This window comes from Vibrio pectenicida (assembly GCA_024347015.1).
Taxonomy (GTDB): domain Bacteria; phylum Pseudomonadota; class Gammaproteobacteria; order Enterobacterales; family Vibrionaceae; genus Vibrio; species Vibrio pectenicida.
The window spans coordinates 406400-430399 of record AP024889.1; the positions used below are offsets into that span (position 1 = coordinate 406400).

General features: G+C 41.2%; 21 protein-coding genes and 9 tRNA genes. 7 read left to right on the forward strand and 23 right to left on the reverse strand.

Features of this window, described 5'->3' with window-relative positions; all coding sequences use genetic code 11:
- Positions 1–2 precede the first annotated feature (2 nt).
- From OCV27_RS01940 to tldD, 3 genes are read left to right on the forward strand one after another with little or no spacing between them, the layout of a single operon-like run.
- Entirely contained in the window at positions 3–3878 is a 3876-nt protein-coding gene (locus OCV27_RS01940; RefSeq protein WP_420919473.1) for a YhdP family protein, read from the forward strand.
- Between the two features lie 12 nt (positions 3879–3890).
- On the forward strand, positions 3891–4709 hold the full coding sequence (locus OCV27_RS01945) for a carbon-nitrogen hydrolase family protein (protein WP_125319667.1): 819 nt from the start codon (positions 3891–3893) through the stop codon (positions 4707–4709).
- A 9-nt stretch (positions 4710–4718) separates the two neighbouring features.
- A complete protein-coding gene (tldD, locus tag OCV27_RS01950) occupies positions 4719–6164 on the forward strand; it encodes a metalloprotease TldD (protein ID WP_125319614.1) in 1446 nt (481 codons plus the stop codon).
- Positions 6165–6251: 87 nt separating this feature from the next.
- Here tldD and OCV27_RS01955 read toward each other — a convergent pair.
- The 12 genes from OCV27_RS01955 to mutY form a co-directional block, all read right to left on the reverse strand.
- Positions 6252–6327: transfer RNA gene (locus tag OCV27_RS01955), tRNA-Asn, on the reverse strand.
- Positions 6328–6333: 6 nt separating this feature from the next.
- Positions 6334–6409 (reverse strand) — tRNA-Thr (locus tag OCV27_RS01960).
- Between the two features lie 35 nt (positions 6410–6444).
- A tRNA-Asn gene (locus OCV27_RS01965) sits at positions 6445–6520 on the reverse strand.
- Between the two features lie 5 nt (positions 6521–6525).
- Positions 6526–6601, reverse strand: a tRNA-Thr gene (locus OCV27_RS01970).
- A gap of 50 nt (positions 6602–6651) precedes the next feature.
- Positions 6652–6727, reverse strand: a tRNA-Phe gene (locus tag OCV27_RS01975).
- Positions 6728–7060: 333 nt separating this feature from the next.
- A tRNA-Asn gene (locus tag OCV27_RS01980) sits at positions 7061–7136 on the reverse strand.
- 35 nt (positions 7137–7171) lie between these two features.
- Positions 7172–7247: transfer RNA gene (locus OCV27_RS01985), tRNA-Phe, on the reverse strand.
- 7 nt (positions 7248–7254) lie between these two features.
- Positions 7255–7330 (reverse strand) — tRNA-Thr (locus OCV27_RS01990).
- 51 nt (positions 7331–7381) lie between these two features.
- Positions 7382–7457, reverse strand: a tRNA-Phe gene (locus OCV27_RS01995).
- A 103-nt stretch (positions 7458–7560) separates the two neighbouring features.
- Positions 7561–8697 carry a membrane-bound lytic murein transglycosylase MltC gene (mltC, locus tag OCV27_RS02000; protein ID WP_125323242.1) on the reverse strand — a complete coding sequence of 379 codons (1137 nt, stop codon included), beginning with the start codon at positions 8695–8697 and terminating at the stop codon, positions 7561–7563.
- Positions 8698–8768: 71 nt separating this feature from the next.
- Positions 8769–9041, reverse strand: a complete 273-nt coding sequence (locus OCV27_RS02005) for an oxidative damage protection protein (protein ID WP_125323243.1) — start codon at positions 9039–9041, stop codon at positions 8769–8771.
- A gap of 19 nt (positions 9042–9060) precedes the next feature.
- Positions 9061–10116: an A/G-specific adenine glycosylase gene (mutY, locus tag OCV27_RS02010; protein ID WP_125323244.1), complete on the reverse strand. Its 1056-nt coding sequence runs from the start codon at positions 10114–10116 to the stop codon at positions 9061–9063.
- A 181-nt stretch (positions 10117–10297) separates the two neighbouring features.
- Here mutY and trmB point away from each other — a divergent pair, with 181 nt between their 5' ends.
- A complete protein-coding gene (gene trmB / locus OCV27_RS02015; RefSeq protein ID WP_125323245.1) occupies positions 10298–11017 on the forward strand; it encodes a tRNA (guanosine(46)-N7)-methyltransferase TrmB in 720 nt (239 codons plus the stop codon).
- A gap of 99 nt (positions 11018–11116) precedes the next feature.
- Positions 11117–12037 (forward strand): glutaminase B, encoded by a 921-nt coding sequence (gene glsB, locus OCV27_RS02020; protein WP_125323246.1) that lies wholly within the window; start codon positions 11117–11119, stop codon positions 12035–12037.
- Between the two features lie 76 nt (positions 12038–12113).
- On the opposite strand, the gene OCV27_RS02025 is transcribed toward glsB, so the two are convergent.
- The 9 genes from OCV27_RS02025 to OCV27_RS02065 all read right to left on the reverse strand — a co-directional run bounded on the left by OCV27_RS02025 (position 12114) and on the right by OCV27_RS02065 (position 20756).
- On the reverse strand, positions 12114–13406 hold the full coding sequence (locus tag OCV27_RS02025) for a hypothetical protein (protein ID WP_125323247.1): 1293 nt from the start codon (positions 13404–13406) through the stop codon (positions 12114–12116).
- Entirely contained in the window at positions 13393–14496 is a 1104-nt protein-coding gene (locus tag OCV27_RS02030; RefSeq protein WP_125323248.1) for a cysteine synthase family protein, read from the reverse strand. The genes OCV27_RS02025 and OCV27_RS02030 overlap by 14 nt, the downstream gene beginning before the upstream one ends.
- Entirely contained in the window at positions 14493–15407 is a 915-nt protein-coding gene (locus tag OCV27_RS02035; RefSeq protein WP_337969361.1) for a DUF1015 family protein, read from the reverse strand. Before OCV27_RS02035 ends, OCV27_RS02030 begins: the two co-directional genes overlap by 4 nt.
- A 748-nt stretch (positions 15408–16155) precedes the next feature.
- Complete coding sequence (gene hemW / locus OCV27_RS02040; protein WP_125322951.1) at positions 16156–17334, reverse strand: radical SAM family heme chaperone HemW; 1179 nt, start codon at positions 17332–17334, stop codon at positions 16156–16158.
- Positions 17335–17346: 12 nt separating this feature from the next.
- Positions 17347–17952, reverse strand: a complete 606-nt coding sequence (locus OCV27_RS02045) for an XTP/dITP diphosphatase (RefSeq protein ID WP_125322950.1) — start codon at positions 17950–17952, stop codon at positions 17347–17349.
- A 28-nt stretch (positions 17953–17980) separates the two neighbouring features.
- Positions 17981–18412, reverse strand: coding sequence for a DUF4426 domain-containing protein (locus OCV27_RS02050; RefSeq protein WP_125322949.1), 432 nt, complete (start codon positions 18410–18412; stop codon positions 17981–17983).
- A 184-nt stretch (positions 18413–18596) separates the two neighbouring features.
- On the reverse strand, positions 18597–19154 hold the full coding sequence (locus OCV27_RS02055) for a YggT family protein (protein WP_125322948.1): 558 nt from the start codon (positions 19152–19154) through the stop codon (positions 18597–18599).
- 39 nt (positions 19155–19193) lie between these two features.
- Entirely contained in the window at positions 19194–20012 is an 819-nt protein-coding gene (gene proC, locus OCV27_RS02060; RefSeq protein ID WP_125322947.1) for a pyrroline-5-carboxylate reductase, read from the reverse strand.
- Between the two features lie 24 nt (positions 20013–20036).
- Entirely contained in the window at positions 20037–20756 is a 720-nt protein-coding gene (locus OCV27_RS02065; RefSeq protein WP_125322946.1) for a YggS family pyridoxal phosphate-dependent enzyme, read from the reverse strand.
- Between the two features lie 24 nt (positions 20757–20780).
- On the opposite strand from OCV27_RS02065, the gene OCV27_RS02070 reads away from it, so the two are divergent.
- Entirely contained in the window at positions 20781–21818 is a 1038-nt protein-coding gene (locus OCV27_RS02070; protein ID WP_125322945.1) for a type IV pilus twitching motility protein PilT, read from the forward strand.
- An 11-nt stretch (positions 21819–21829) separates the two neighbouring features.
- Positions 21830–22936: a PilT/PilU family type 4a pilus ATPase gene (locus OCV27_RS02075; protein ID WP_125322944.1), complete on the forward strand. Its 1107-nt coding sequence runs from the start codon at positions 21830–21832 to the stop codon at positions 22934–22936.
- Positions 22937–22955: 19 nt separating this feature from the next.
- On the opposite strand, the gene ruvX is transcribed toward OCV27_RS02075, so the two are convergent.
- Positions 22956–23378 (reverse strand): Holliday junction resolvase RuvX, encoded by a 423-nt coding sequence (gene ruvX / locus OCV27_RS02080; protein WP_125322943.1) that lies wholly within the window; start codon positions 23376–23378, stop codon positions 22956–22958.
- 17 nt (positions 23379–23395) lie between these two features.
- Positions 23396–23959: a YqgE/AlgH family protein gene (locus OCV27_RS02085; protein ID WP_125322942.1), complete on the reverse strand. Its 564-nt coding sequence runs from the start codon at positions 23957–23959 to the stop codon at positions 23396–23398.
- Positions 23960–24000: the final 41 nt, after the last annotated feature.

The following is a 24000-nucleotide window of genomic DNA, read 5'->3' on the forward strand; positions in this document are numbered from 1 at the left end:
TTGTGAATAAATTAACGACGCAATATATTCTTCGTGGACTGGGCTGGTTGTTGGTGGTGTTTTTTGTCGCCTTAGCTGTGATGGTGACGACCCTTAGGATTGCTTTACCGCAGCTTAATCATTTCAAAAGTGAAATCCAACTTTGGGTTAACAAAGGGTCAGATCTGGATTTTGAAATTGATCAAATAAGTGGTTTTTGGCGTAATACTCATCCTTCAATATCATTGAAAAATGTTCGCGCGAATACACTGGAAGCGAGTGGTATTCATTTTTCGATACAAACGGTTGAAGTTGAGTTTGACTTGATTCAGTCACTGCTGGATATGAAACCTGTAATTGCTGATTTGAGTATGCACAACCTTAATCTTGATCTTAGCTCAATAGCATGGGCTCAATCTGGAGGAAAAAAGGCTTTGCAGCCAAAAACAGAACAGCAGAACGTTGTTCAGAAGCTAGATCAATTATTATTGCGCCAACTAGATAGCTTCTTACTGCAAAACTCAAAAATTCGCCTTCAAGGCATTGATGGTTCTATTCGAGAGCTAGAAATCAGTCAACTTTTTTGGCAGAACAAGGGGCGACGTCATATCGCTGATGGTGAGGTCAGTATTGCAGATACTAATCTCAATTCTGCGCAGGTCAAGGCTGATTTTGTTGATCATGGTTCTTTAGCCGAGGTCAGTGGTGAGTTTTATTTGGCTGTAGATAATATTTTAATTACGCCTTGGTTGACTCAGTACCTTCAAATAGAAACAGGCATTAAGAAAGGTCAAGTAAGCCTCAATAGCTGGGTTGCTCTTGACCACAGCCAACCAATTAGTGCTTATGTTGAGTTAGAGCCTTCAGAACTAATTTGGCAAGAAGGTCAACAACATGAGTTGATGATCGAATCTGGTATTTTGCAGTTAGAGCCGACTGGAAATGGTTGGCAAGTCAATGCCCATTCGCTTAAATTGCGTACCGATCATGAGCCTTGGCCAGAGCTTGATATTGCATTTAAGTGGCAAGCTGAACACTGGCTTCTTAACGTATCGCAACTTGATCTGAAAGCTATCTCTCCCTTAGTCAAATTGTTTCCACACTCAGCACAAGCATCACGATTACTTGAGAGATTAAAACTTGATGGCACAGTTGAAGATGTTCGTGTCTCAATGAGTGGTGAAAATATTGATTCGCTAAAATATTCATTGCAACTCAAAGACGGGGCGATGCAACAGTGGGAGCTGCTGCCTAGTGTTCAGCATCTATCTGCTAATATTTCAGGTGATCGTTATCAGGCTAAATCAAGGCTAAGCCTTATTGATGATATTTTGCCTTATGGGGATGTTTTTCAGGCACCACTCAATATTAAACGAGGCCAAGTAGATATTGTTTGGCAAAGTGATAGTAATGGTTGGACTTTGTGGGCTGACAAAGTCACGGTGGCAACTCCTGATCTTCAAGCTTTAGGGGAGTTTCGCCTAGATTTTCCTAAAGGTCGAAGTCCATTTTTATCCTTTTATACTGAGGCTGACCTCTACAATGCCGGAGAAATATGGCGTTATTTACCCACCTTAGCTTTAGGGCGAGACTTAACTGATTATTTATCGAGTGGAATTCAAGCTGGTAAAGTTAAAGCGGCAAAATTGTTATGGTATGGAGAATTAGGAGATTTTCCATACATCAACAATGATGGCGTATTTCAGGCGTGGGTTGGGCTAAAGGACGCCAAGTTTAGCTTTGATACTGCTTGGCCGACGATTACTGATTTGCAACTAGATTTGTTGTTTCAAAATGATGAGCTATACCTTGACTCACATAGTGCGACTTTAACTGATATAAAAGCGACTCGTATTACTGGCCAGATACCACAACTTGGACCGGGTGGGCATATTGAAATCGAAGCGAGTGCAACCGCACAAGGTAATTCAGTTAGAGACTATATGATGGCTTCACCACTTGTGGATTCGGTTGGAGCAGCTTTAACTACAGTGCAAGTTAAAGGAGAAGTTAAGTCAAACTTTAAGCTCAATATTCCTTTTGACTCTGAGGCCGAAGTCCGTGCTTGGGGGGATGCAAATCTGGATAATGCTCAAGTTACTATTAAAACCCCACAAATGAATTTAGAGCATGTATCCGGGCAGATTGAATTTGATAATGACGTCGTACGCGCTGCTGGGTTAACTGGCAAACTTCTTAAGCAGTCAATTGCACTTGATTTTAGAGGTGAAAATGCAAAGCAGGGATACGATGTAAATATCGATGTGGTTGGTGACTGGGAACTCAAACCGTTGACGCCATATCTTGGTAAACGATGGACAAATCCAGTTAATGGACATGCACCTTGGCAAATGGGCATCGCTATTCAACTCAACGATGTTGGCTTTTCTTACCAAATTGATACTAATGCTGATCTTAAGATGGTAAGCAGTAACTACCCTTATCCTCTTAATAAAACGCTTGATAAGCCTTGGAAAGCAAGTATGCAAGCATCAGGAAATCAAGAAAGTATTAGTGCTCGTTTGCAACTTCCTAACCTTAAATATCAAACAGAAATTGATATTCGCTCAGAGACACCAGTATTAAAGGCTACTAATCTTATTTTGGGTAAAGGTAGCTTTAAAATTAGCCCAATTTCAGGCCATCAGGCACAGGTTCGCATTGATAAACTTAACCTAGATAAATGGGCAGATTTGATCTCTAACCCTACCAATGATGATAAAGCTGCACTAGATGATATGAATACTCCTCAAATCCCTATGCCTAATCGCATCGATCTAAATGTTGAAGAGCTGACATTAGGTAGTATTTGGTGGAATGATGTTGATTTCAGAGCCAAACGTAAGAGTTTGGGGTGGCATATGAATTTAGAAAGTCAGGAGGCATCAGGCGAAGCGAACTATATTGAGCCCTATGATCTTTCTGTTTCACTAGATAGGCTGCATGTCTATGTTCCAGCTTTGGATAAGGAATATAAAGAGACAACATTGTTTAAAGCAGGCCGGGACCAAAAGGAACTGATTAGTGATTTTGAACGTTCCTTTCATGAGCATATTCCAAATATAACTCTAGCAATCGACGATTTCTGGTTGCAAGGATATAAGGTCGGTAAGGTACTCTTAGATTTAGAACGCCATGGGGAAACACTAGAGTGGAAAAAACTTAACTTTGAAAGTGGTAGTAGCAAGGTCGATATGAGTGGTTCTTGGCGTCTTGGCGAGCAGCAGAGCCATACTCAATTCAATATTACTATGTCCGGTGAGAATAATAGTGATGTGATGGAACGCTTTGGTATTACATCGGGAATCCAACAAGCGCCGTTTGATCTTGACTCCCAAGTGGAATGGGATGGTTCTCCATGGTCAATGAAAGTTAGTACTTTGGAAGGGCATGTCGCTATGAAACTTGGCAAAGGCCAAGTCACTGGAGCGAGTGGAGCAGCAAGGCTCTTGGGCTTGTTTAGTCTTGATTCGATTATTCGTAAGATGCAGCTTGATTTCAGTGATGTATTTGATGGTGGTATGGCTTTTAACTCTATCACCGGTAGCGGTGATATTAAGAATGGTATCTTCTTAACAAATGATATCAAAATGGATGCCTTGGCTGGTGAGATGGCAATAAAAGGGCTCGCCAATTTAAACTCTAAGACAGTCGATGCTGAAGTTAATTTTGTGCCAGATATTACATCGGGAATTCCTGTTCTTACGGCATTTGCGGTCACACCAACGACGGCTTTATATGTTTTAGCAATAACAACAGTAATTTCTCCTGTGGTTGAAGTGTTTACTCAAGTCAACTACCAAGTTAAGGGGCCTCTTGATAACCCAGAGGTGAAAGAGCTATCACGCAGTAAAGGTGAATTTGAGTTACCTGAGACTCTACGTGAGACAATTAAATAGGGAACATAAATGATGCCCAAAATAGGACTCATTCAAATGACTTCTGGGCCAGATCCTCAATCTAATCTGGCTGATATCAAGCATCAGGTTAGATTGTTAGCCAATCAAGGGACTGAGCTCGTAATTACTCCGGAAAATAGTCTGGTTTTTGGCTGTCGTGAAAACTACCATCAAGTTGCAGAACCTTTGGGGGAAGGCAAAATTCAATCTCAGTTAGCAAGTGTAGCAAAGACTGAAGGTGTTTTTCTTGTTGTTGGTAGTATGCCGATTCGGCGAGCTGAGGGAGTGACGACGACATCATTGGTATACGATCCTAAAGGTCAGTTAATTGCACATTATGATAAGCTGCATATGTTTGATGTTGATGTGGAGGATACTTACCAGCACTATCGTGAGTCGGAAACCTTCACACCAGGCAACCAAATTGTCACCGTCAATACACCAATTGCGCACCTTGGTCTCACGATATGTTATGACGTGCGTTTCCCGCATTTATATAGTGAACTCGTGCAGCAAGGTGCGAATGTGTTGCTTGTCCCAGCAGCATTTACAGCGGTAACAGGTGCGGCTCACTGGGAACCATTATTACGATCTCGTGCTATCGAAACCCAAAGCTGGGTGGTAGCGGCAAATCAAACTGGCACTCACCCGTGTGGTCGAGAGACTTGGGGGCATTCAATGGTAGTGTCTCCTTGGGGGGAAGTGGTTGCCAGTTTAAGTAACCTCCCAGGCAATCTAGTCGCCATTTTAGATTTAGATAGAGTTGATGTAGTTCGAGCGGCAATGCCAACTCTCAAGCACATCCGCTTTCAAACTCAATTAAACGTTTAAGAGCTATATATGACAATAAACCAAGTAGAAGATGTATTACTAAATTCTGCGAATCTAACTGAGCAGGATATCGAGCAAACTTTAGCCAGTATAGCCACCCGTCAGATTGATTATGCTGATATCTATTTTCAGTCGAGTTGGCACGAGTCCCTAGTTCTCGAAGACAGTATCATTAAAGATGGCTCTTTTAATATCGATCGCGGGGTTGGTGTGCGAGTTGTCGCGGGTGAAAAAACAGGTTTTGCCTATTCGGATCAAATTCAATTAGACGCTCTTAAGCAAAGTGCTCATGCTGCTCGTGGTATCGCTCAGCAAGGCCAGAGTGCTCAGGTAAAAGCTTTTAAACGTAGTGATAACCAACAGGTTTATAGTGCAGTTAACCCACTCGAAAGTTGGCAAAAGCTGCAAAAAACTCAGTTACTGAAAGAGTTAGACGCTTATATTAGAACTAAAGAGCCTTTAATCAAAGAAGCATCGATAAGCCTGAGCGGTGTGCATGAACAGATACTTGTTGCTGCAACAGATGGTACTTATGCGGGTGATATTCGCCCACTAGTTCGCCTATCAATTAGTGTGCTTGCTCAACGTGGTGAGCGTCGTGAACGTGGTAGCTCTGGTGGTGGTGGTCGCTTTAACTATGATTTCTTTCTTGGAGAAGAGCAAGGCAGAAAAATAGCTTATCAATATGCCGATGAAGCAATACGTATGGCTCTGGTTAACTTAGAGGCAGATGCAGCCCCAGCGGGCACTATGCCAGTTGTATTGGGCTCTGGCTGGCCAGGTGTTTTATTGCATGAGGCGATTGGTCATGGGTTAGAAGGGGATTTTAACCGTAAAGAATCATCGGTGTTTAGTGGGAAAATTGGCGAAAAAGTGACTTCTGAATTGTGCACCATAGTTGATGATGGAACGCTTAAGGATTTACGTGGCTCACTCAATATTGATGATGAGGGGGTTGTAGGCCAATACAACACCTTAATTGAAAATGGTGTACTCAAAGGGTATATGCAAGACAAGCATAATGCTCGTTTGATGGGCGTTGAGCCTACAGGTAATGGGCGCCGAGAATCATATGCTCATCTGCCAATGCCTCGTATGACCAATACTTATATGTTGCCAGGGAAGCATACTCCCGAAGAAATTATTTCAACAGTAGAAAAAGGTCTTTACGCACCAAACTTTGGCGGTGGTCAAGTTGATATTACCTCTGGTAAGTTTGTATTTTCAACATCAGAAGCCTACTTAATTGAAAATGGAAAAATCACGCGGCCAGTTAAAGGTGCTACCTTAATAGGCTCAGGTATTGAAGCTATGCAGCAGGTATCTATGGTAGGTAACGATCTTAGCATTGACCGTGGTGTCGGGATATGCGGTAAAGCGGGACAAAGTGTGCCGGTTGGAGTAGGGCAGCCTACCTTAAAACTCGACTCTTTGACAGTCGGTGGTACCGATTAAGAGCGGTTAATAGATTGGTAGATATTGCCAGTCCTATTTGATTGTAGACATAAAAAAGCCTCATCAAATGATGAGGCTTTTTTAAAGTGGCTCCCCCTGCGGGACTCGAACCTGCGACATACGGATTAACAGTCCGCCGTTCTACCAACTGAACTAAGGGGGAATAATATGGTGCCGACTACCGGAATCGAACTGGTGACCTACTGATTACAAGTCAGTTGCTCTACCTACTGAGCTAAGTCGGCATCTTTATCAACAAGTGGTACTCGTCGATTGAAAATGGCTCCCCCTGCGGGACTCGAACCTGCGACATACGGATTAACAGTCCGCCGTTCTACCAACTGAACTAAGGGGGAATAAATGGTGCCGACTACCGGAGTCGAACTGGTGACCTACTGATTACAAGTCAGTTGCTCTACCTACTGAGCTAAGTCGGCACATTTTATTTTTTGTTGCTTGTGATATTACACCAACAACGAATAAATTGTGGTGCCCGGAGGCGGAATCGAACCACCGACACGAGGATTTTCAATCCTCTGCTCTACCGACTGAGCTATCCGGGCAACGAGATGTATTAAACGGTTTTTCGTCTTTAAGGTCAATATTAAAATGCAAAAAAAATATTGTTTGCTGTTTTTCTATACTTAATGGGCTGTTTTTACTCATTTAGGGCTAGAAGTGTATAGACTGTAATAGAAGTTAACTTTCAAACTGTAGGGAATATTAGAACAATATAGGCAATAAATGCTCTTTCGAACTCTACTTTCTTAGCTCTGGTTGGGGATTGTGCTATGGGAACGTCTTTCACTCATTGTCAATGAGTTTGAAGTAAATAGTGCCTTTGTGATAGTAGTGCAAAAAAAAAGCCTCATCAAATGATGAGGCTTTTCTAAAAATGGCTCCCCCTGCGGGACTCGAACCTGCGACATACGGATTAACAGTCCGCCGTTCTACCAACTGAACTAAGGGGGAATTATTTGTGTTACCAAGGGTAAAGCACCAAATAATGGTGCCTCGAGGCGGAATCGAACCACCGACACGAGGATTTTCAATCCTCTGCTCTACCGACTGAGCTATCGAGGCAAATAAATGGTGCCGACTACCGGAGTCGAACTGGTGACCTACTGATTACAAGTCAGTTGCTCTACCTACTGAGCTAAGTCGGCACATTTTTATTTTTTGTTGCTTGTGATATTACACTAACAACGGATAAATTGTGGTGCCCGGAGGCGGAATCGAACCACCGACACGAGGATTTTCAATCCTCTGCTCTACCGACTGAGCTATCCGGGCAACGGAGCGCTATTAAACGGATTTTCCGCCGTAACGTCAACTTGTTTTTAGAAAAAAATGTAAAAAACGAGTTGAGTGCCGATAATTTAGACACTTTACGCTTTTAAGGCTTGCCAGTGTTAAAATCCTTTTTATATTTTGTGACTTTCTCCAAGTATCTGCGTGCTTCTGCATTTGGGTGTTTTTGGGTCAAGGCCCAGTATACCTGATTGGGTTGTAATGAGTTGAGATCACGCATTGCCCGCTTTCTGTCGTTACGATTAAAAGTATTTAATACACCCCCAGTACCTCCGTTGTAGGCTGAAATCATACTGTACTCTAGAGACACAGGGTGCTGTACATCTTTTAGATAACGATTTTTTAGAATGTAGAAGTAGGCAGTACCCGTATCTATGTTCTTTTCTGGGTTGAATAGGTATTCAGGAGAGGGTTGCCCTGAAGTTTTCTTTACCAGTTTAAAGACATCACGTCCTGCGGTTTTAGGGACGACTTGCATTAATCCGTATGCATTAGCCCAGCTAACTGCGTAAGGGTTAAAGCTACTTTCGGTTTTGATAATGGCATAAATTAAATCTTCAGGAATACCATAGCGATTTGAAGCACGTTGGACGATATCGGCATATTTGTAGCTACGAATTTCTACTTGGTCTTCAACCATAGGAATTTCAACGTAGTAAGCTTTTTTGAAGTCGACATCTTTAACTTTGAGTTTATTGGCTATCAAATAGTCAGCAAAGCGATTGGCGCGCCATGACCATTGAATTGGTTTATTGTCTTGATCGACTACTTGGCGGTATAAAAATGGCTGTCCTTCAAGTTTAATGCCCTTGGAAGAAAATAAATCGACGTTGGCTGGATCATCGGGGGTGAGTAGGGTGGTGATAATCGCACTTCTCAGATGCCCTTTGGGATCGGTTGGCGATACTGTCTCGATTATAATGGTGCCTTTGTCAAAATTGACTTCTGAACGACTGAGATAGTTATCTATATATTTGACGTAGTTACTTTTACCTGCAAATTTAATTTCTTTTTGACCCCATCGTTTTTCGATGTTGCCAGAAAAACTGCTGATTAATGCATCTAAGGCCGTTGTGTCCTTTTGAAATTGGCCTGGCAATGCGGCAAGGTTTTTCACAAAGCGGTTTGTTGGTTCATAGTTAACATCGTAGATGTTCTCAATAAATTCACGGCTACACCCAGCAAGTACCATTGCCAACAAAAAGTAAGCTAACTTATTCATATATATCCTGAAAGTGACATCAATAAGAAGTATTGATGTCACTTTTTTATTTCAAATCTAAATGTGGCGCTCTAGTCGCTGGGTGGAGTATAGCCTTCAATATGGACGTCTTTTCCTTCGAACAAGAAATTAACCATTTCAGTTTCGATTAATTTCCTGTGCTCAGAGTCCATCATATTGAGTTTTTTTTCATTGATGAGCATAGTCTGTTTGTGTTGCCACTCAGCCCATGCTTGCTTAGAAATATTATCAAAAATCCGTTTGCCAAGTTCTCCAGGATAAAGCTGAAAGTCTAGCCCTTCTGCGTCTTTTTGTAGTCGAGCACAAAATATGGTGCGGCTCATAATGATTCCTCTGAATGGTTTAGTATTGAAGTTCCGCAGGCAAGCTATCCAATAATTGTTTTACTGGAGCGGCTAAGCCTACCTCTTCAGGTTGCGATAAGTTATACCAAAGACCGTTATTTCCTTCCATCACGATGTTGGGTTGCTTTGATAGGTCTACCAAAATTGGAGTAATGTCGAGGTGGTAATGGCTAAAGGTATGGCGAAAAGCGATCATTTGTTCGTGGCGTTCAATATCATCATCATTTACACCAAGCATGATTAGAGGGTTGCTAAGTTCTGAGTGCGTATGTTCTGGAAAACAAAATAGTCCTCCCCATATGCCTGATGGTGGGCGTCGTTCTAACCACACTTTACCTTGGCAGTGTAATATAATGAACCAAGTTGATTTTATTGGTTTTTCTTTTTTAGGTTTCTTACCAGGGTAATCAAGTATATTACCCTGCTTATATGCCAAACAAAATGTTAAAACAGGGCATAATGAGCACTTAGGTTTACTACGAGTGCAAACCATAGCCCCCATATCCATCATTGCTTGGTTATATTTATCGGTATCAATATGTGGTGTATGCTGTTGTGCATGTTGCCAAAGTTGATTTTCTACTTGCTTTTGTCCCGGCCAGCCTTCGACTGCAAAGTTTCGAGCTAATGTACGCTTTACATTGCCATCCAATATGGCGTGAGGTTGTTTATGGACAGATGATAAGATAGCAGCCGCAGTGGAGCGGCCAATTCCCGGTAGTGCGTTCATCTCCTCGATATTAAGAGGGAACTCTCCTTGGTATTTGTTGGCAACGATTTGAGCTGCTTGGTGTAGGTTTCTTGCTCGCGCATAATAACCAAGGCCTGTCCACAAGTGTAGTACTTCATCTTGTGCGGCGTTAGCTAGCTCAATGACATTTGGAAAACGTTCTAAAAAGCGTTGGTAATATGGAATAACAGTGGTTACCTGAGTTTGTTGAAGCATAATTTCAGATAGCCATACGCTATAAGCTGTTTTGTTTTGTTGCCATGGCAGGTTTTTTCTTCCATAGCTTTCGTACCAAGTTAGGATTGCATTAGCAAAAGGAGTCACGACTTGCTCAATATTATTGTGTAATTAAGTAAAATTGCATCACAGATTATGGGTAAAGTTCAACCGATAAAGAGTAAGGGTTTATTCCATGTCAAATACATTAAAAAACTTGCACCAGTGCCGATTCTTTGGATAATCACAATCCCTTTAGGTCGAGAGCAATTTTTAAACAGGCAAAATCATGAGTGAAGTGACCACTAACGAATACAATCAAGACGGTAAACTGATACGGAAAGTACGCAGCTTTGTGCGCCGTGAAGGCCGGTTAACCAAAGGTCAAGAAAACGCAATGAATGAATGCTGGCCGACTATGGGGATTGATTATCAGTCACAATTTCTTAATTGGAAAGAAGTATTTGGTAATGACAACCCGGTAGTTCTGGAAGTTGGTTTTGGTATGGGGGCATCTCTGGTTGAGATGGCAAAAAACACACCAGAAAAGAATTTCTTAGGTATTGAGGTACATAGCCCTGGAGTTGGCGCATGCCTTGCTGATGCAAATGCGGCAGGTATTACCAATCTAAGAGTTATGTGTCATGATGCTGTAGAAGTATTTGCTAACATGATTCCAGATAGCAGCCTTGCGACATTACAGCTATTCTTTCCAGATCCGTGGCACAAAAAGCGTCATCACAAGCGGCGTATTGTTCAGCTAGACTTTGCTGAGATGGTTCGTCAAAAGTTGATTATCGATGAAGGCATCTTCCATATGGCGACAGATTGGGAAAATTATGCCCAGCATATGATTGAAGTGATGAATCAAGCGCACGGATATGAGAATATCGCTGCGGATGGTGATTTTGTTTCTCGTCCTGAAGATCGTCCTTTAACCAAATTTGAAGCTCGTGGTCATCGTCTTGGGCATGGTGTATGGGACATTAAATTCAAACGTGTTAGCTAAATCGCCAGCAAATTAATGCGAATGAGGAAGCCAACATCATATTGTTGGCTTTTTTTACCCTACAAGAAAAATAATAAGCCTTTACAAAATAGGTAAGCAATGAAACCAACAAAAGAGATATTAGCCGATGTTTTACAAGAGGTTCGGCCGTTAATTGGCCAAGGTAAGGTGGCTGATTATATCCCTGCACTGGCGAAAATACCGGCGAGAAAGCTGGCGATTGCTGTTTTTACCAATCAAGGTGAGGTGATTAAAGCAGGAGATGCTGATGAAGCTTTTTCCGTTCAGTCTATATCTAAAGCGCTAAGCCTAACTTTAGCAATGGGGATATATACGCCTGGCGAAATATGGGCTCGAGTAGGTAAAGAGCCTTCTGGGCAGGCTTTTAATTCCCTTATTCAGCTCGAGATGGAACAAGGTATTCCCCGTAACCCTTTTATCAATGCCGGGGCGATTATTGTTGCTGACTTACTGCAAAGCCGGTTATCAGCACCTAGGCAGCGCTTACTCGAATTCGTCCGTCAGCTATCGGGTGATACTCATATTTGTTACGACAAAGTTGTAGCAGCATCAGAAATGATGCACAGTGATCGCAATGCTGCTATTGCCTATTTAATGCGGTCTCTTGGTAATTTTGACAATGATGTTATCCCGGTATTGAGTAACTATTTCCACGCATGTGCATTAAAAATGAGTTGTGTAGATTTGGCTAAAACCTTTAGTTATCTCGCAAACAAAGGTACCTCAGTTCAGACAGGTAAACTTGTGGTAACGCCAACTCAAACTAAGCAGCTTAATGCATTGCTCGCCACATGTGGGCTCTACGATGGAGCAGGAGAATTTGCCTATCGAGTTGGAATGCCAGGTAAATCTGGAGTGGGTGGTGGCATCATTGCTATTGTGCCAGGAGAGATGACAATTGCTGTTTGGTCTCCTGAACTAGATCCTTCTGGTAACTCCTTAGCTGGAACGCGGGCTTTAGAGCTTCTATCTGAGCGTATTGGTCGTTCGATTTTTTAGTACTGAATCTTTGGGCTAATTAATATACAACTATCCCGTTTTATTAAGGGATAGTTGCATTGATTGAGGCTTGTCTCTAGCTTTTTGTCTGTATAGCTTCTAACTTACGAGTTTTCATTGCTCCTCCAAGTAATGCTATTTCAAGGCACATGGCCAGTATTATTTGAATTGCAATTATATATAAGGGTAAGTTAAACCACACCGACGTGGCTACTCCAATCACCATATATAGGTTCGCAGCTAAAGCTGCTTTACCTATTGAATGGGTCGCATTTCTTAGCATTAGTAGCCCCATCAAGTAATGTTGAATTGCCATAAGCATAGGCATTGTGAACAATACTAACAGCACTGGACGCATTGTATTTGCAAGTTGTTCATCGCCGCTGACATAAAGTAATAGTAATGAACTACCTAGTGGTGAAAAAGCCAGTAAACCAAGAATGAAACTGAATCCTATTCCAACCAGAAATACAAATTGGCGCAAATGGTTTCTCTCAGCTACATGTTCACTAGCAGGTATAGCTTGTAGGTGACGAATGACGAGTTGTTGTAGCATACGCACCCCATTACTAATACTGATCACTAGCACCCAGATGGCCGCCCATGCCGCAAGTTGTTGTTCTCCCATGAAAGTAATTAGAATAGGTAGCATCAGGCGCGCCCCCCATAATGTGATCATTGATTGGGCTAATGGCCAGTAGTAGCGCCCCATGGAGATCATATCAGTAGGTAGAGCATGCTGTGTCTCTGTTTCAATGACTTTTATCTGGCTCACGCGGTAACGGACATAAATAAGTTCTGCTAATACGCCGCATAATAATGCTCCAGCGACAATCAATGGACCTGAATTGGTTATGAGTGACACGGAAAAGGCAATACTAATTAACACCAAGCACCTTAAAATGGCACCTTTGGCTATTTGTGTCGATTGCCCAGCATGTATCATTTGACCTTGCCAATAGCGCCTTACTGCAATCATTAAAGGCCAAGGGCAGAGTAACAAAACCATCAATGAAGCTTGTTGCCAAACTTCAGATTGAATGAAAACTAGGCTACTAACCTGTGGAAGTAACGCGAGTATGGACATACTTATCGTTAGGATTGCTCCTAATGTCACCACAAAGATAAACAAAACTTCGCGACTTTTCTTTGCAGCTGACATCATGTTAGATACAGGCAAAACAGAAATGATGGGGCTCTCAAAAAACACCGCAATTGCTTTTCCTAGTGCAAATGCAGCTAGGTTTAGAGTGCTATTTGGTAGTGATGCTAGAACAAAAATGATAATAGGATCGCCAAGTGCCATTACCATATCACTTAAAGACATTGGCGCGAGTTCTTTAAGGTAACGTCGATTATGAGATTGCATCAATTATACCCTCCTCATGAATATGCGGCTCATATACTGGTTCTAACTGTTTAATGTGTGTATCCAGTTGTTGATCGTTATATAAAGAAATCTTTGAATGGGTTAACCAATCTGGGTTGTAGACAGTATCTAGATAGCGATCTGCTCTGTCTGGATTGATAAGTATGATTTTTTCGTGTTTTGCTTTTGTCCGCATTGCATAAGCAAGACCAGCGCTGACAATGGCACCAGTAGAAGCACCTAATAACAAACCTTCCCTTTTTCCTAAATGGTGGCACATAGAAAACGCCATCTGATCAGTGATATTATAGGCATAGTCAATATCGCTTGGTTGAAAAGCTGGTGGCACAAAAGAGAGCCCGAGCCCAGTCAGTTTGTAAGGGTGCCTTGGCTTGCCGAATATCCCAGAACCTGCCACATCGACAGCAATAATTTTTGTTGTAGGACTGTGGCTTCGAAAATACCGAGCGATCCCTGACAGTTGTCCAGCGGTGCTAATACCAATCACTACCGTATCTGGTAATTTTGGGAAAGCGTTAGCAATCTCAAACGCAGTGTAATAATAGTGTGCAAGAGGGTTGTCAGGGTTAAGGTGCTGACAGGGATAAAAGGAATTTGGCATTGTTTCAGCGAGCTTTTTTGCATGAGCCATGCGTGCTTTTTGCATCGAGCCTGCGCTATCTGCCAAGCTTAATGGCACTTCTTCAAGTTTTGCGCCATAAGCATTTAGCATCTTGATGACTGGAGGTGGCGTTTTAGCATCAATGACTATGGTTACTTGATACCCTTTTGATGCACCAATGCTTGCAAGTGACATCCCAAAATTACCAGAGCTGGACTCAATAATAGTACCGCCCTGTTTTAATAGGCCTTGTTTCTCAGCTTGGTCAATTAGGAAAGCCGCATTTTTATCTTTTATACTTCCGGTTGGGTTACATGAATCCATTTTTACGTAGAAATCGTTAATTAAACATAATGAGTGGAGCCTATTCAATTTTATAAAAGGCACATTACCGACAGCTTCCGATATAGAGTTTGCAACAAGCTTGTGAGTATACTCATTTTTTGACCTTGTATTAGTCATATTCATAGTGAAGCTCCTTCTAACATAAATTCATTTGAATAGGCTTTAGCAATATGTTGTAGGATTTTTTCATCAGGTTTATGTCTAAAACATGTCGATTTAATTGGCATTTTTCTTCCGGATATTCCCTCGTCGATAACATAAGATACGTCTGAATGTATGACTTTAACCGAAATGCAATCTTTAAAAATAGTAGAAGTCTCTGGAGATGTTTTTATTGATGATATTTCATGAAGAGTTTTTAGCTTTTGGTAAATTAGATTGAAGCTGTTGATATATTGTGTATTTTTTTCTTTATGTCGATATCCCCATTCTTTTTCATTGAAATAAATTTTGAAGTCAGCTTCATCTAATTGGCATGGAGTTAGCCAGTTTTTAGCTATGTTATCAATTATACTCGTGATATTTTTTTTGTTTTTTAAATGGCAATATATTTCATTAAACTCAAAAGAAGCTTGAGAGGATGATATCAAAAACACAGGTAGGCTTATTTGATACTGATTTTTTTTAATCACTTCATAACGATGGTGACCATCTGCAATTAAGAAGTTTGGGATCTTTTCTAAAGATTTTCTTATTGTCTCAGTTTGATAATAGCTCTCTAATTTAGAAACGGTATGTTGCATGCCATCATTGCTTGGAACAAAGATTTTATTATCTGCTTGATTAAACCAATGATTAATGATCTCTAAGGGAAAGTTATTGCTATCAGTAATCCAAAAGCTAGGTGGGTAAGCGCTTGGTGATAACTCTTCTAATGACTTTACTCTTGTAGGGTTAGTCTGTTCATGGGGAATAATAGGTTTGGTAAATTCTGAGTTATACTCATGATGATATAATATACCCGTAACCTGATGGTGCTTGTTATTCCATTTTCCTTCAATTCTGTAAATGAAATATGAGTTTGAATTTGTCATGAAAATTTCCTTTAACTATAGTGATACCTACGATATATCGCATTTTTTAACTAATTTTTATTGCTAAAGTTAAAAGGAAATTGGTGGTCGGAAAAATGAATATAATGGTGAAATGTAAATATTTAAATTATCAAATATGAACAGTATTGATTTGAAATCTGTTGAAATTAAAAAAGTGTTTGTTGTTAAGTTTTGATTAGAGTGACAATGATGAATATTGCATTGACCCTCATCATGGCTATCTACTATCTTACTAATTTCTAAATCAGAATTGTCAGAGTCAACATGAAAGAGGTGTGTGATATTATTTTCGGTGTTTAAACTGTCAATAACTAACTCAAACGTCGTAGATGAGATAGATATCACCATGATAAATATGATTAGAAATAGTTTTCTTGATATTTCATTCATCTAAAAACCACTTATTCATCTAAAACCAATTAGTCGGATAAATCTATCTTAGCTTTTATAGAGAGAAGTATGTTCCTTACTTCTCTCTAAATATAGACTTAAAAACAAGGACTATACGTTTGATGGAAGATTGAGAGGAAAGTTCCTAGGTAAATTATAATTTTTACAAGTTATAAGTATAATGTGAGCCTCTCGTTACAGTTATCCCTATAATAATTTTCATTTCTATTAATATTTAACTGAAGTTAATAGCCAACTGAAGTGTAGAGAGCATTAGAAAGTGACAGTAGTTCTAGATCAAAATAAGTGATTTAGCTTAATTTTGTTTTGCTTTGATTTAGTCAGAGTCCACCATAAAGGCTTCTAGCAAGTCATTAAGGAAGAGTTTGCCTTTCTCTGTGATTTGCCAGTGTGTTTCACTTTCGTTGATGTAACCCATATTAATTGCCCAATCTATAGTGGTTTTTATGGTTTCAAAACCAAGACCCGTGGTGTCGAGGAAGTCTTGTTTAGGGCAGGCTTCGATGAGGCGAAAGCGATTCATAAAAAATTCAAACGGGCGATCTGCTAGCGCAACCTCATCTTCGCTGTAAAGATAGGGTTTGATCATATTGTTGTAGGCCGCAAGATAGCCTTTAGGGTGCTTTATCTTTGTCGTGCGTATTATCCGACCATCAGCAAAGCTTACTTTGCCGTGAGAGCCGCAGCCAATCCCTAAGTAATCACCAAAACGCCAATAGTTGAGGTTATGCTGACATTGATGATTAGGTTTGCTGTAACCTGATATTTCATATTGTACATAACCCGCATGATTAAGCTTTTTGTGCCCTTGTTCGAATATTTTCCATAAGTCATCATCATCGGGCAAAGTGGGACGTTTGTAGTGAAATAGAGTGTTGGGCTCAATCGTTAATTGATACCAAGATAAGTGCGGAGGGTCGAGTTCAATCGCTTTTTCAAGGTCGTTTAAAGCTTGATTAACAGATTGATTAGGTAAACCGTGCATCAAGTCGAGATTAAAACTATTTAAGTCGATTTGATGAGCAAGATTTGCTGCATTGACTGCTTCTTCTTGGCCGTGAATTCTCCCCAGCTTGATGAGCTTGGACTGCTCAAAGCTCTGTACACCGACAGATATTCGCGTAATTCCCGCTTTTTTATAGCCCATGAAGCGTTCTGATTCAATCGTACCAGGGTTGGCTTCCATGGTAATCTCAATCTCAGCTTTAAATGGAATTCTGGCTTCAATAGCTTGTAGTAAATCTGCAATTGCTTGGGCTGAAAATAAACTTGGGGTGCCACCACCTATAAAAATCGAATGCAGAGGGCGTGAGTTATTTTTTATCTGATACCGCTCAATATCGGTATCTAAATCTTGCAATAATGCCGCAATATACGCTTGCTCTGGGATCTCTGTTTTTAGGGCATGAGAGTTAAAGTCGCAATAGGGACACTTTTGTACGCACCACGGAATGTGTACATAAAGGCTTAACGGTGGTGGTATCAGTTGACTCATTTCAAACTAGGTTTACAGAGGTTGGAAAGATAATTGGCTAAAGAGCTTTTGCAGAGCTTTGCCGCGATGTGATAATTGTTTTTTACGCTGTGGTTCAAGTTCTGCCGATGCGCAATTTTCTTCGGGGACAAAGAAAATAGGATCGTAGCCAAAACCATTTTGACCATGAGCATTGGTTAGGATTTTGCCTTCCCAAATCCCGTGACAAACAATTGGAGTAGGATCGAATTCGTGGCGCATCATAACTAACACGCAGTGAAAACGAGCGCTTCGTTGATTTTCTGGAACATTTTGCATGGCAGCAAGCAATTTTTCTATATTCTGTTTATCTGTCGCGTCTTCGCCAGCGTAACGAGCAGAATAGACGCCTGGCGCACCTTGAAGAAAGTCGACTTCCAAGCCAGAGTCATCAGCGATCGCTGGTAGTCCAGTTTCTTTGGCAGCATGTCGAGCTTTAATAATTGCGTTTTCAATAAATGTTGTGCCTGTTTCTGCTACTTCTGAGACCTTGAATTCACTTTGGGCAAGGACATCAAAACCAAAATTTTCAATAAACCCAGCCATCTCCCGAACTTTTCCTTGATTACCTGTCGCGAGAACAATTTTTTTTGTATTCATGATATTGCCTTAACAGTAAGTGTAGCTCTTACTCTTCTACATAAAATTTTTGAGAGAACTTTAACCTTCCAGTGCCTTTATTACCAGCATTGATATCAATATTAAAAGTAAGATTCTCTTCATCAGAAATGGAAAATTCTGCCAAGTAGTAAATAGCGTTCCCTTCTTTGACTTCCGTAAACTCAAGCGTTTTTATTTGACCAATTAGGTTTTTAGCATCACCTGTAATCTTGGCAGTCATAGCGGGTTTTCCAGCTTGATAGGTATCTAGCACACTAATATTCAAAATTGCGGAGTAACCATTACGTTTAAGCTGGTAGTTGCTGGCGACTTGCGAGGTAAGAAAAGTTGAATTAAACGCTGAGTAATGAACTTCAATTTCTTTGATGGTTTTAAACTGCTCTGCCGAGCTTGGGAAAGAGAACAAAAAAGCGAGTATAACAGTGATCCATGTTTTCATTATTTATCCTAAACAACTGAGTTATATAGATTGGAAAGGTAGCTCCACTCTCTAATGATACACAGAAGAAGATGGTTCCTCACCTGCATATTATGATTTACTGTGGTACAAAAAATAAAATAAAAGCCATCGATAAGATGGCTTTTACTAATGTAATCATTGTTTAGTGTACGGTACCTAGCCGTTACAACTGATACCAAATTGGTCCAATAAGATCGCCCATTAAAAAGTTAGCGAACTGTAAGCCAATAAAAAGCACTAGTACGCTTAAATCAAATCCGCCCATAGCGGGAATGATGCGTCTTATTGGTGCCAACATAGGTTCGGTTAACTGATGGAATACATACTCAACTGGACTGCGGCCTTGGCTCACCCAGCTTAAAATAGCACGAATAAGCAGCACCCAAAATAATAAGCCACCAGCGGCTTTAATAAGAGAGAGTAGACCTAGGTATAAGAACTCAGCACTGAAAGAGACCGAACCATTAGAGGCAATGAAAATCAGCGTGACAAATTTGAGAATGCAGAGCACATAAGCAAATAAGACGGTTGCTAGGTCAAGGTTGCCCAATGAGGGGATGACTCGACGAAGTGGAGCCACCACAGGTTGAGTCGCTTTGATAACAAATTGTGAGAATGGATTGTAGAAGTCTGCACGAGCAGCCTGCAACCAAATACGTAAGATCACTACCATAATGTAGAGATCAAACAGGGTGGAAATTAGAAAACTCATTGAATTCATAGATTACCCTTAATTTCATAGAGCCAAAGCTCAATCTGATTAATACAGTTTTTCCATTTCTTCGGCACGTGTAACAGCGGCTTGCATCGCTTTTGCTACTATATCCGAAAGTTGATGTTGGTTAAATGTGCGCAGTGCTTCTGCTGTGGTACCACCTTTAGAAGTTACTTGCTCGCGCAATGTCGATAACTCTATTTCTTGATTCGTTACCACCATCTGCGCAGCACCCAATGCAGATTGTTGAACCAGCTCACGAGCGGTTTGCCTATCAAAACCTTGAGCGATAGCTTCGGCTTGCATAGCTTCCATAAACAGAAAAAAATAGGCAGGTGCACTTCCAGCGGCTGCAATGATATTATTGATATTACTTTCTTTCTCTATCCAGCAAGTTTTTCCGACCGCGCTCATCAAAGAAGTGGCAAAAGATTTATCGGCCTCACATACTCGCACAGGCGCAAACATACCACTCATGCCAAAACCGAGTTGCGATGGCGTATTTGGCATGACACGAATAATATTTAAGTTGTGATCAAGCATCTCACATAAACGTTGGCAGCCAACTCCGGCCGCAATTGAAATCACTAGTTTATCAGACCAATCGACAGATTGTAGAGTAGCGCATACCTCTTGCATCATCTGTGGTTTAACCGCCAAAATCACTACATCTGCTTGCTTAGCAGCGCTAATGTTGTCGCTGGTGGTGCGAATTGAAAATTCTTGCTCTAGTAGTAGGCGTCTTGTATCTGAAGGCGCTGTAGCTGTGATATATGAAGCATTGTAGCCCCCTGATACCAAGCCAGATACAATAGCTTTCACCATGTTGCCTGCGCCGATAAAGGCAATTTTCTTATCTTCCATTTATTCAGTTCTTTTTATTTTGGCTTAAGCCTTATTGTTATAGTCACGAGTACCAAAAATCGCTGTTCCAATCCGTACCATAGTGCTTCCAGCTTCAATCGCTGGTTCCATATCACCACTCATCCCCATAGAAAGCGTATCAAGGGGAAGGGTTGGGAAGCGCTTCACAAGCTTGTTTTTTAACTCAGCTAATTGGCTAAATGCGGCCAATTGCGACTGATAGTTAGAAACATTAGCAGGAATCGACATCAACCCTCTTAAAGTGAGGTTTGGAAGTGAAGAAATCAACTCTGCTAAGGCAAAGATTTCGTCATATTCACTTGCTCCTGATTTTGAACTCTCACTACTGGTATTGACTTGAATCAGTACCTGAATAGGTTGCATACCTTCTGGACGTTGGTCATTGAGACGTTGAGCTATCTTAGCGCGGTCTATGGTATGTACCCAAGCAAAGCTTTCAGCCACCAGACGAGTTTTGTTAGATTGTATCGGGCCGATAAAGTGCCACTCTAGTGCTAAATCAGGATGATTTTCAGAAAAATAGGCAATTTTATCAATGCCTTCCTGAACATAGTTTTCACCAAAGGCTATTTGGCCAGCGTGAGCTGCGTCTAAAATAGCTTGCTTGGGTTTGGTTTTACTTACCGCCAGAAGTTGCACTGAGCCCGTAGGGCGTCCACACTTTTGTTGTGCCGCTGTAATCTGTGAGGTGATCTGTTCAATATTTTGTTGAATATTACTCATAGTTAACTTTAGTAAGGATTTGAAATGGATATCGCTGAATTACTGGACTTTAGTGTAAAGCATAATGCGTCAGATCTACATCTTTCTGCTGGAGTATCTCCGATGATACGTATTGATGGTGATGTAAGAAAGTTAGGTGTGCCCGCTTTTAATCACTCTGAGGTCCATCGCTTAGTGACTGAAATCATGAACGACTCTCAACGTAGTGAATTTGAGGAACATTTAGAAATTGATTTTTCTTTTGAGCTGCCAGATGTTGGACGTTTTCGGGTCAATGCATTTAATCAATCGAGAGGATGTGGTGCGGTATTTCGTACGATCCCGACCGTCATTCCGACCTTGGAGCAGCTAGAGGCTCCGGCAACTTTTGAAAATATCGCCAATATGGAGAAAGGTTTAATCCTTGTTACTGGGCCTACTGGTTCGGGTAAATCCACAACACTGGCCGCTATGGTGGATTATATTAATCGTAACCATAACAAGCATATTCTGACGATTGAGGATCCGATCGAATTTGTGCATACCAACAATAAATGCTTGCTAAATCAGCGTGAAGTCCACAAAGACACGCATAGTTTTAACAATGCTTTGCGCAGTGCTTTGCGAGAAGATCCTGACGTAATTTTGGTTGGTGAGTTGCGAGATCAAGAAACTATAAGCCTTGCCCTTACCGCAGCAGAAACTGGGCATTTGGTGTTTGGTACTTTACATACCAGTTCTGCAGCTAAAACTATCGATCGTATCATTGATGTATTCCCCGGCAGTGATAAAGGTATGGTTCGCTCCATGCTTTCGGAGTCACTTAGAGCTGTCATTGCGCAGAAACTACTGAAAAAAATTGGTGGGGGTCGAGTGGCTTGTCATGAAATCATGATGGCGACACCTGCTATCAGAAACTTGATTCGTGAAGATAAAGTCGCCCAGATGCAATCTGTTATTCAGACGGGTGCAGCTCACGGCATGCAGACTATGGAGCAACACTCGAAGCAATTGATTGCTCAGGGACTGGTTGATGCAGAAGAGGTGGCGAAAAAAATTGAAGCTGAGTCTGGGATGATATGAGAGAGGATGTGATGGATATCAATGCTTGCCTGCAAGGTATGTTGAGTGAGAAGGCATCGGACTTATATATTACTGTCGGCGCTCCTCTTCTATATCGAGTTAATGGTGATTTAAAACCGCTTGGTGATAGTTTGTCACAGCAAGCAGTATCAGCATTATTACATAATGTAATGGATGAGAGTCGCCAGAGTGAATTTGCTCAGAGCAGAGAAGCTAATTTTGCGATTGTAAAAGACTTTGGTCGTTTTCGAATTTCAGCTTTTTACCAGCGTGAGTTACCGGGAGCAGTAATTCGTCGTATTGAAACAACTATTCCCACCTTTGATGAGCTTAAATTACCTGAAATATTAAAAGATTTATCTATAGCTAAGCGTGGTTTAGTCTTGGTTGTTGGTGCGACTGGTTCGGGTAAATCAACCACTATGGCTGCAATGACTGGGCACCGAAATAATCATAAAAGTGGGCATATTTTAACGGTTGAAGATCCAATAGAATTTGTCCATGAGCATGGTAAATGTATCGTTACTCAGAGGGAAGTTGGTCTTGATACAAACAGCTATGAAGTCGCTTTGAAAAACTCCTTGCGACAGGCTCCTGATATGATCTTGATTGGTGAAATTCGGTCTCGGGAGACGATGGAGTTTGCGATGACGTTTGCAGAAACAGGCCATCTTTGCATGGCAACCTTACACGCGAATAATGCTAATCAAGCACTTGAGCGTATTCTTCATCTTGTCCCTAAAGAGCAAAAAGAGCAGTTTTTATTTGATCTTTCTATGAACTTAAGAGGCGTGGTTGCTCAGCAACTACTGCGCGATAAACATGGTAATGGTCGCCACGGCGTCTTTGAGATTTTGCTAAACAGCCCTAGGGTTTCGGATCTAATACGTCGTGGCGATCTGCATGAACTCAAAAACACCATGGGAAAATCGCAGCAATCGGGTATGCAGACTTTCGATCAAGCTCTATATCAATTACTTATAGACGATAAGATCGCAGAAGATGATGCGCTTCACAGTGCCGACTCAGCGAATGACTTGCGCATCATGCTCAAAACTCAGCGTGGCGAGAGTTTTGGGGGTGGGGCTTTAGCTGACGTCAAAATTGATATGGATTAACTAGTTCAAAATGTCCTAATTAACCATATTGAGCTTCAAACCAGCTTTCAAGAATTATGACTGCCGATTGGCAGTCTACATTGCCCTTCGTAAGGGCTTTGTAGCCACCGAGGTCAAAGAGATCCGCACGAGCCTCTGTGGTTGATAGACGCTCATCATGAAGCTCAACAAGCAGACCAAAACGGCCATGTAATCTATTGGCGAACTTCTTTGCCCTTGGAGCAATGCTGTCAAGATCTTTTCCGTGAAGATCCGTCGGTAAACCGACTACCAGTAACTTCGGCTGCCATTCTTTAATCTGTTTTTCGATGTCATCCCAATTTGGAATGCCGTCTTTAGCTTTAAATGCTTTAAGTGGAGAGGCGGTACCTGTTATTTCTTGTCCGATGGCACTACCAATACTTGTAGTGCCAAAGTCAAAAGCCATAATTGTTCTAGACATAATGATAAATAATTAGTTTAAGCGTGGCCAATATCACTTGATAGTTGAGAGGCATCAATACCAAGCATCTGTACTGCTTTCTGCCAACGCTCGTTGATGGGAGTATTGAACATCACATCAGGGTCAGCCTCAATAGTCAACCAAGAATTCTCAGAAAGCTCTATTTCCAATTGACCGGGTTCCCAACCTGAATAGCCTAAAGCGACAATATATTCAGTGGGCTCTTCTTCTGTACCGAGAACAGCGAGGATATCTTTTGAAGTTGTAACCGATATGTAGTCGGTCATTTTTATACTAGATTCATAGTGATCTTTTGGCTGGTGGAGAATAAACCCTCTGTCGCCTGATACGGGCCCACCATTAAGAACGGGTTTCTCAAGGCTACCAACTTTGAGTTGAGGTTGCGTTGTTTCGACATCGACTTGTTTAAGCATTTTACCCACAGTGATATCGATAGGAGCATTAATCATTAAACCCATAGCTCCGTCATCATTGTGTTCACACACATAAATGACACTGCGTTGGAAGTAGGGATCTTTCATTCCCGGCATCGCAACTAAAAAGTGGTTGGTTAAATTCATAGTTACTCCAGAGTAAATTAGGTGCATATTGCGCACCCATA

Excerpts from the sequence above, each read along its gene's own strand:
- OCV27_RS02025 (WP_125323247.1), bottom strand. The coding sequence starts at position 13,406 with ATGCAATCTCATAATCGACGTTACCTTAAAGAACTCGCGCCAATGTCT.
- OCV27_RS02075 (WP_125322944.1), top strand. The coding sequence starts at position 21,830 with ATGGATATCAATGCTTGCCTGCAAGGTATGTTGAGTGAGAAGGCATCG.
- OCV27_RS02005 (WP_125323243.1), bottom strand. The coding sequence starts at position 9,041 with ATGAGCCGCACCATATTTTGTGCTCGACTACAAAAAGACGCAGAAGGG.
- hemW (WP_125322951.1), bottom strand. The coding sequence starts at position 17,334 with ATGAGTCAACTGATACCACCACCGTTAAGCCTTTATGTACACATTCCG.
- ruvX (WP_125322943.1), bottom strand. The coding sequence starts at position 23,378 with ATGTCTAGAACAATTATGGCTTTTGACTTTGGCACTACAAGTATTGGT.
- proC (WP_125322947.1), bottom strand. The coding sequence starts at position 20,012 with ATGGAAGATAAGAAAATTGCCTTTATCGGCGCAGGCAACATGGTGAAA.
- OCV27_RS02045 (WP_125322950.1), bottom strand. The coding sequence starts at position 17,952 with ATGAATACAAAAAAAATTGTTCTCGCGACAGGTAATCAAGGAAAAGTT.
- OCV27_RS02070 (WP_125322945.1), top strand. The coding sequence starts at position 20,781 with ATGGATATCGCTGAATTACTGGACTTTAGTGTAAAGCATAATGCGTCA.
- OCV27_RS02085 (WP_125322942.1), bottom strand. The coding sequence starts at position 23,959 with ATGAATTTAACCAACCACTTTTTAGTTGCGATGCCGGGAATGAAAGAT.
- OCV27_RS02055 (WP_125322948.1), bottom strand. The coding sequence starts at position 19,154 with ATGAATTCAATGAGTTTTCTAATTTCCACCCTGTTTGATCTCTACATT.
- trmB (WP_125323245.1), top strand. The coding sequence starts at position 10,298 with ATGAGTGAAGTGACCACTAACGAATACAATCAAGACGGTAAACTGATA.
- glsB (WP_125323246.1), top strand. The coding sequence starts at position 11,117 with ATGAAACCAACAAAAGAGATATTAGCCGATGTTTTACAAGAGGTTCGG.
- OCV27_RS02030 (WP_125323248.1), bottom strand. The coding sequence starts at position 14,496 with ATGAATATGACTAATACAAGGTCAAAAAATGAGTATACTCACAAGCTT.
- OCV27_RS02035 (WP_337969361.1), bottom strand. The coding sequence starts at position 15,407 with ATGACAAATTCAAACTCATATTTCATTTACAGAATTGAAGGAAAATGG.
- OCV27_RS02065 (WP_125322946.1), bottom strand. The coding sequence starts at position 20,756 with ATGAGTAATATTCAACAAAATATTGAACAGATCACCTCACAGATTACA.
- mltC (WP_125323242.1), bottom strand. The coding sequence starts at position 8,697 with ATGAATAAGTTAGCTTACTTTTTGTTGGCAATGGTACTTGCTGGGTGT.
- OCV27_RS01945 (WP_125319667.1), top strand. The coding sequence starts at position 3,891 with ATGCCCAAAATAGGACTCATTCAAATGACTTCTGGGCCAGATCCTCAA.
- tldD (WP_125319614.1), top strand. The coding sequence starts at position 4,719 with ATGACAATAAACCAAGTAGAAGATGTATTACTAAATTCTGCGAATCTA.
- OCV27_RS02050 (WP_125322949.1), bottom strand. The coding sequence starts at position 18,412 with ATGAAAACATGGATCACTGTTATACTCGCTTTTTTGTTCTCTTTCCCA.